Genomic DNA, 6326 nt, shown 5'->3' with positions numbered 1-6326 from the left:
CATGCGATGCGAGGAAAGTCCCCTTCAGCGCGTCTTACGAGACGAAAGTCCCCTTCAGCCCGCTCAGGACTCGGTTTGCGGCGTCTGGGCGTATTTCTCGCGAAGGCGGGCTTCGACCTCGGCGTCGGTCTCGGGTTTCGGGGCGGACGCGGCGAGCGCCTTGAGCCGCTTGTCCGAGCGCCGGACCGCCCACACCACGACGAGCAGGCCCAGCGCGTAGAGCGGGTAGCCCATGGCGATCTTCGCGAACGCGAGCCAGCCGGTGTAGTCCTCCTGGTAGAGCCAGCGCTGCACGACGAACCGGGCGGCGAAGATGACCGCCAGCGCGAACGTCGCGATGTCGTAGCCGAACCGCGAGTACTTGTCCTTGCGCCAGGCCTGTCCGGTGCCGTTGAGCAGGTTCCACACGACGCCCGCGATCGGCCAGCGCACCACGATCGAGAGCACGAAGACGCCGCAGTAGACCAGGCTCGCCCAGATCCCGAACAGGAAGAAGCCCTTCGCGGATCCGGTGCGGAAGGCGATGAACGCGGCGATGGCGACCCCGAAGAAGCCGGAGATCGCCGGCTGCAGCGGTTCCTTGCGCACGATCCGCAGCACGGTGATGGCCACCGCGCTGCCGATGGCGCTCCAGATCGCGGCGGTCAGCCCGAAGAAGGAGTTGACGAGCACGAAGACGATCACCGGCAGCGACGAGTAGATCAGGCCGGACACGCCGCCCATCTGCTCGAGCAGGGTGGGCTCGGGTTTGTTCCCGTCTTCCCCGGGTTCGCTCTTCTCGGCACGCGGAGCGGGTTCAGTCACGGCAGCTGATCAACTCACTGGGCTCTGGAGTTCGTAATACGGGTTGTACAGCACTTTCTGGCCGTCGCGTTCGGCGAGCCTGCCCCGCACCTTGATGGTCCGGCCCGGCTCGATGCCGGGGATCCGGCGACGGCCCAGCCAGATTAGCGTCACGCCCTGCGTCCCGTCGAACAGCTCGGCCTGCAGTGTCGCCGCCTCGTTGGTGGGGCACAGCTCGACGCTGCGCAGTCTGCCGAGCACCGTCACCTCGTCGCCAGAGCGGCAGTCGCACGCGCGCTGCGCTCCCTGCGCTTCGGACCTTTCGGACAGGTCATCGGCGTCGAGATCCTCGACGTCGGTGGTCAGTTTCCGAACCAACCGGCTGAAGTAGCCGCCGTCTTTGGCGGGCATAGTGGTGCTCCTGTGCTCCGGGGCCCCCGACGTGTTGCGGCCCGTGCGTGATCCAGCGTAACTGCGACCCCGCCAGGGAAGCCGCTTTAGGCCAAGATCGCAACGTGACGTCCACTATCCCGCGAACGGCGGTACTGCTGCCCGGTACCGGCTCCGACGAGGTCTTCGTACGAGCGGTTTTCGCCCGCCCGCTGGCCGCGCTGGACATCGAGCTGGTTACCCCCGCCCCGCCGCCGGGAAACGCGCTGGCCGAGGGCTATCTCGCCGAACTCGGCCGGCTCGCCGCGGCACGCGGTCCGTTGCTGGCCGGGGGAATCTCGTTCGGCGCGCACCTCGCCGCGGAGTGGGCCGTGCGCGAGCCGGGCCGTTGCCGGGGCCTGCTGGCCGCGCTCCCGGCCTGGAACGGCGCGCCGGACGCGGCACCCGCGTCGCTGGCCGCGACGCTCTCCGCGGATCTGGTGGCCGAACACGGCGTCGAGGCCGCGCTGGCGAAGTCCGCGGAGGGGAGCCCGCCGTGGCTCATCGCCGAACTCGGCCGGGCGTGGCGGCGGCACGGCGACGGGCTCGCGGCGAGCCTGCGTACAGCGGCGTCCCGGCCCGCGCCCAGTCTCGCCGCGCTGGGCGTTTTGCCCTGCCCTGCCGGAATAGCCACCTGTGTCGACGATCCGATACACCCGACGAAAGTCGCACGGGAGTGGGCCGCCGCACTGCCGCGCGCGGCGGTCGTGGAGACGACGCTCACCGCGCTCGGCGAGGATCGCGAATCACTCGGCAGGGCGACCGTGCTGGCGTGGCTGCGGGCCGCGCGCGTCTAGTCGGCCAGCGCGACGAACCCGCCGAGGCCGATCATCGTGGCCCCGGAGGCGACCCGCTGCCGGACCCGCCAGCGGACATTGCCGCCGATCAGCGCGCCGAGCTTGCCCGCGAACACCGCGACGAGCAGGTCGGCCAGCATCGCCATGGCGAGCGCGATCAGCCCGAGCACGAGGAACACCAGCGGCGCCGGTGCCCGCTCCGGATGCACGAAATGCGGCAGCAGCGCCATGAAGTAGAGCGCGGTCTTCGGGTTGAGCACCTCGGTCAGCACGCCCTGGAACAGCGGCGAACGCGCCCAGCGCGCCGCGAGACCGGCGTCGTCGCCGGAGGACACCTCGTCGTCGTGATGACGCCGGAAGATCGCCTGCAGCCCGAGGAAGACCAGGTATGCCGCGCCCGCCAGTTTCACGACGGTGAACGCGACCGCCGACGTCGCCAGGAGCGCCGAGAGCCCGAGCGCCGCCGCGACGACGTGCACCGACGCGCCGATCCCGTTGCCGAGCACCGAACGCACCCCTTCGCCCCGCCCGCCCTTGAGGCTGCGGGCCAGCACGTACAGGATCCCGGGGCCGGGCGTCACCGCGAAGATCGCCGCCGTCCCCAGGAAGATCATCCACTCGGCGAAGTCAGGCATGGCACGACCGTACCAATCCGGCGGAATGCCGAAGGGGACTTTCCTCGCATCGCATGCGACGAAAGTCCCCTTCAGCGCGTCCTGTGCGAGGAAAGTCCCCTTCGGCTCAGGCCTGGCCCTGCTGCTGGGCGGCGATGTGCTCGGCGACGGCGTCGGGCAGCGTGATGGTGAGCGGCGTGCGGACCGGCATCGGCGAATCCCCCCGGTCGACGATCGTGCGCCGGACGATCGCGCGCAGCACGTCCGGCGCCTGCGCGGCCTGCGACTGCGGGCCCGCGATCACCCCGCGCAGCATCCACCTCGGGCCGTCGACGCCGACGAAGCGCAGCGCGACGTCACCGACGATGGCCGACAGCTCCATCCCCCACTCACCGCGGCCGACGGTCACCTTGGCGCCGTCGGCACGCAGCTGGTCGGCCAGTTCGGCGCTGACCTCGCGCCACAGCCCGCCCGTGCGCGGCGCCGCGTACGCGCTGACCGTGATCTGCCCCTGCTCGGTGACGACGTGCACCGCCCGCACTCCGCCGCCCTCGGGGTCCATCTCGACCTGCACCTGGGACCCGTCCGGCACCGGCACCTTCACCGAGCCGAGGTCTATCCGGGGCAGGCCGTCGTCCTCGAAATCCGCGACGTCGAACGGGCCGTCGGACACCTCGGACAGCTCCGGCTCCGGTTCGCCGTCGTCCAGCTCCTCGGCGAAGTCGTCCTCGACCTCGGGCGCGGCGTGCCGCCCGCCGGACCGTTCCCCGGCCCGCCGCTTGCGTCCGAAAATCCCCACTAGTTCTCCGTTCCTTCCCCCGCGCTGCGCGCGTCGGCTCCCAGTGTGGCGTGTCCACCCGTGGAGCCGTAGCCTCCTTCGCCCCGTTCCGTCGGGTCGAGTTCGGCCACCTCGACGAATTCGGCGTGTTCGACTCGCTGCACGACCAGCTGCGCGATCCGGTCGCCGCGGGCGAGCACGATCTTGTGCACCGGATCGTGGTTGATCAGGCAGATCTTGATCTCGCCACGGTAACCCGCGTCGATCGTGCCGGGCGTGTTCACCACCGAGAGCCCGGCCCTGGCGGCGAGCCCGGATCGTGGATGGACGAAACCCGCGTACCCGGCCGGGAGCGCGATCGCGATGCCGGTGCCGACAACGCCGCGTTCCCCGGGCCCGAGAACGATATCCGAGGTGGTGACGAGATCGGCGCCCGCGTCGCCGGGACGCGCGTAGGCGGGGACGGGGACGCCGGGGTCGAGACGGGTGAGGAGGACCTGAACGCTGGACACGGGCGGCGAGATTACCCTGTACGCGTGGGCGACACCGTGAACCCGGCCGTGACGAACGCCGTCGAGCATCGCGAACGGCTCTATGTCCCGTGGTGGGGCTGGCCGCTGCCGGTGCTCGGCGCGGTCCTGCTGGCCGCCGAGCTGCACATGGGCTACCCCGGCATCCGTGCCTGGCTGCCCTACTTCGTGACGCTGCCGCTCGTGGTGGCGCTGCTGCTCTCGCTCGGCCGGTCGCGGATCCGCGTCACCGGCGGCGGCGAACCCGAGCTGTGGGTGGGCGAAGCGCACCTGCCGCTGCGGTTCGTCGGCGAGGTCGAGGTCCTCGACAAGGACGCCAAGCGTCCCGCGCTCGGCCGCGACGGCGACCCGGCGGCGTTCGTCCTGCACCGCGGCTGGGTCGGTCCCGCCGTGCGGATCCGGCTCACCGATCCGGACGACCCGACGCCGTATTGGCTGTTCAGCACCCGTCACCCGGAGAAGATCGCGAAACTGCTCCGCGCCCACGGCTGACGCGGGCCCCGGACATGCGGAAGGGGGCCGACCCGCAGGTCGGCCCCCTTAGCCCAGCTCGCGTGCGAGCCGCCCCGAACTCGCCGCCGCGTCTGTTCGTCCCCTGAAAACCCGTACGAGATCCCCGTACCCTTACGACCGGCCACGCGGGGCCGGGCGCGTCGTGCTCAGGCGCAGTCGCGGCAGATCAGCCGGCCGCCGTTGTCCTCGGCGAGCCTGCTGCGGTGGTGCACCAGGAAACAGACCGAGCAGGTGAACTCGTCGGCCTGCTTGGGCACCACCTTGACGGTGAGATCCTCGCCGGACAGACCGGAAAGGTCCGCACCCGGGAGTTCGAAGTTCTCGGCCGTCGCGTCCTCGTCGACGTCGACGACGCCGGACTGGTTCTCGTTGCGCCGTGCCTTCAGCTCCTCCAACGAGTCTTCGGCCAGCTCGTCGGCTTCGCTGCGGCGCGGAGCGTCGTAGTCGGTCGCCATGTGTCCTCACCCCTGCGATCAGCTTGTATCGGTCTTGCCCGGCCCACGGGCGCGCCCGTGAGTCCGTCGTGCCGCTGGTCAACGTTCCAGCGCCCCTGTTTGTGCCCGGCTGCGCAGTGACCGAGGTAACTTCTTTTCAGAAGGCGCGTTACGCCTGTTCCTGCGGCCGGAGCCCGGGAAGGGTAGCTCACCGCCCGGCGGGTTCCGCACCGAGGCGAGCAATGCCGGATAATCGTCACCCGACAGGGGGAACCTGCAGGTGGGACGCGCATCCTCCGAACGGGTTGCCCCCAGGTCGGGAAGCTCACCTGGCGGCCGTGTCCGCTTGCCCTGGCGGGCACCCGCGTGGTGCTATCCGAAGACAGGGGACCACGGTTCCGGGGCCGCCCGGAGCATGACCGAAACAGAAGAATGGGCGCGGGAGCCACAGAGGTGACCCGAACCTACGCGCGTCGGCTGTAACGCTTAAGCTGATCAGCCGCGAAGGTGTCTGTGACCGCTGTGTGTGATCACCAGCGGGTGACTACTACGCCGATCGGGTTTCCGGGTTCGGGAAGGGACGGGGCAGGTGGCGTCGGGGAGCGGCTCGGGCGGTTCAGGGGACCGTAAGGCGAAGCCGTATCGCAAGCACCGGCCGTTGCCGGCGCTCATCGTCATCGGGGTGCTGGCGCTGGGCGCGGTGATCGTCTGGGTCAACGCCGTGGTCAGCAAGGCCGACGTCGACGCGGTGGTCCGCTGCGACCCGGCCGCGAGCCCGCCGCCGGGCACCACGTTCACCAGCCTCCCGCACGACGCGCTCGACGACCGCACCCCCGTGCCGCCGGACAAGATCGCGGTGCGCGTGCTCAACGCCAGCTCAGTGCGCGGCCAGGGCAGCATCACCACCGCGGGCCTCAAGGACCTCGGCTTCACCGGCATCGGCGAGCCCGCCAACGACCCGGCCTACGACAAGCGCGAGGCCAAATGCCGCGGCCAGATCCGGTTCGGCGAGAACGGCACCGCCGCCGCCCGCACCATGAGCCTCGTGGTCCCGTGCGCCGAGCTCGTGCAGGACAACCGCAAGGACGCCAGCATCGACCTGGTCACCGGCAAGAGCTTCGGCGACCTCCGGCCGACCTCGCAGGCCAGGGAGATCCTGCGGCAGCTCACCGCCTGGTCCCAGCAGCACCAGGGCGGCGGGGGCGGCGAGCAGGCCGCCGGGGCACAGGCCCCGGTCGTCGACCAGACCCTGCTCGCCTCCGCCCGCGACGTCACCTGCTGAGCCGACCCTCCAGGCACGCGAGATCGCCGTTCGCGCACACGCCCGGCGCCCCGCCCCGGGGCTCGCGAAGGGGGGGGGGGGGGGGGCGGCGCGGGGGGCGGCGCGGCGGGCAGTGGACCCCCCCCCCGCCCGCCAGCTACACCACGGGGGCGCGCGCCCCGCGGCG

General features: G+C 71.2%; 9 protein-coding genes. 3 read left to right on the top strand and 6 right to left on the bottom strand.

Features of this window, described 5'->3' with window-relative positions; genetic code table 11:
• Positions 1-63: 63 nt before the first annotated feature.
• Positions 64-804: a DUF3159 domain-containing protein gene (locus tag ACFWX1_RS32580; RefSeq protein ID WP_378393593.1), complete on the bottom strand. Its 741-nt coding sequence runs from the start codon at positions 802-804 to the stop codon at positions 64-66.
• Between the two features lie 9 nt (positions 805-813).
• Positions 814-1194, bottom strand: a complete 381-nt coding sequence (locus ACFWX1_RS32575; protein WP_378393592.1) for an OB-fold nucleic acid binding domain-containing protein — start codon at positions 1192-1194, stop codon at positions 814-816.
• A gap of 104 nt (positions 1195-1298) precedes the next feature.
• On the opposite strand from ACFWX1_RS32575, the gene ACFWX1_RS32570 reads away from it, so the two are divergent.
• On the top strand, positions 1299-2009 hold the full coding sequence (locus ACFWX1_RS32570) for an alpha/beta fold hydrolase (protein ID WP_378393591.1): 711 nt from the start codon (positions 1299-1301) through the stop codon (positions 2007-2009).
• On the opposite strand, the gene ACFWX1_RS32565 is transcribed toward ACFWX1_RS32570, so the two are convergent.
• From ACFWX1_RS32565 to dut, 3 genes are all read right to left on the bottom strand, one after another.
• A complete protein-coding gene (locus tag ACFWX1_RS32565; RefSeq protein WP_378393590.1) occupies positions 2006-2644 on the bottom strand; it encodes a LysE family translocator in 639 nt (212 codons plus the stop codon). The two genes, ACFWX1_RS32570 and ACFWX1_RS32565, sit on opposite strands and share 4 nt — an antisense overlap.
• A gap of 106 nt (positions 2645-2750) precedes the next feature.
• Positions 2751-3422 (bottom strand): DUF3710 domain-containing protein, encoded by a 672-nt coding sequence (locus tag ACFWX1_RS32560; RefSeq protein ID WP_378393589.1) that lies wholly within the window; start codon positions 3420-3422, stop codon positions 2751-2753.
• Positions 3422-3913 (bottom strand): dUTP diphosphatase, encoded by a 492-nt coding sequence (gene dut, locus ACFWX1_RS32555; protein WP_378326974.1) that lies wholly within the window; start codon positions 3911-3913, stop codon positions 3422-3424. The genes ACFWX1_RS32560 and dut overlap by 1 nt, the downstream gene beginning before the upstream one ends.
• Before the next feature lie 24 nt (positions 3914-3937).
• Here dut and ACFWX1_RS32550 point away from each other — a divergent pair, with 24 nt between their 5' ends.
• Complete coding sequence (locus ACFWX1_RS32550) at positions 3938-4423, top strand: DUF3093 domain-containing protein (RefSeq protein ID WP_378393588.1); 486 nt, start codon at positions 3938-3940, stop codon at positions 4421-4423.
• A gap of 167 nt (positions 4424-4590) precedes the next feature.
• Here ACFWX1_RS32550 and ACFWX1_RS32545 read toward each other — a convergent pair whose 3' ends face one another.
• Positions 4591-4899 (bottom strand): DUF4193 domain-containing protein, encoded by a 309-nt coding sequence (locus ACFWX1_RS32545; RefSeq protein ID WP_345387473.1) that lies wholly within the window; start codon positions 4897-4899, stop codon positions 4591-4593.
• Positions 4900-5467: 568 nt separating this feature from the next.
• On the opposite strand from ACFWX1_RS32545, the gene cei reads away from it, so the two are divergent.
• Complete coding sequence (gene cei, locus ACFWX1_RS32540) at positions 5468-6160, top strand: envelope integrity protein Cei (RefSeq protein ID WP_378393587.1); 693 nt, start codon at positions 5468-5470, stop codon at positions 6158-6160.
• Positions 6161-6326 lie beyond the last annotated feature (166 nt).

It is taken from the genome of Amycolatopsis sp. NPDC059021 (genome assembly GCF_042739895.1).
In the GTDB taxonomy this organism is placed as follows: domain Bacteria; phylum Actinomycetota; class Actinomycetes; order Mycobacteriales; family Pseudonocardiaceae; genus Amycolatopsis.
Note: the sequence above shows the minus strand (reverse complement) of the source record. Positions and strands in the feature narration are given on the sequence as shown.

What these genes read in the sequence shown, in the direction of transcription:
- ACFWX1_RS32575 (WP_378393592.1), bottom strand. Translation starts at nt 1,194, where the DNA reads ATGCCCGCCAAAGACGGCGGCTACTTCAGCCGGTTGGTTCGGAAACTG.
- ACFWX1_RS32565 (WP_378393590.1), bottom strand. Translation starts at nt 2,644, where the DNA reads ATGCCTGACTTCGCCGAGTGGATGATCTTCCTGGGGACGGCGGCGATC.
- ACFWX1_RS32545 (WP_345387473.1), bottom strand. Translation starts at nt 4,899, where the DNA reads ATGGCGACCGACTACGACGCTCCGCGCCGCAGCGAAGCCGACGAGCTG.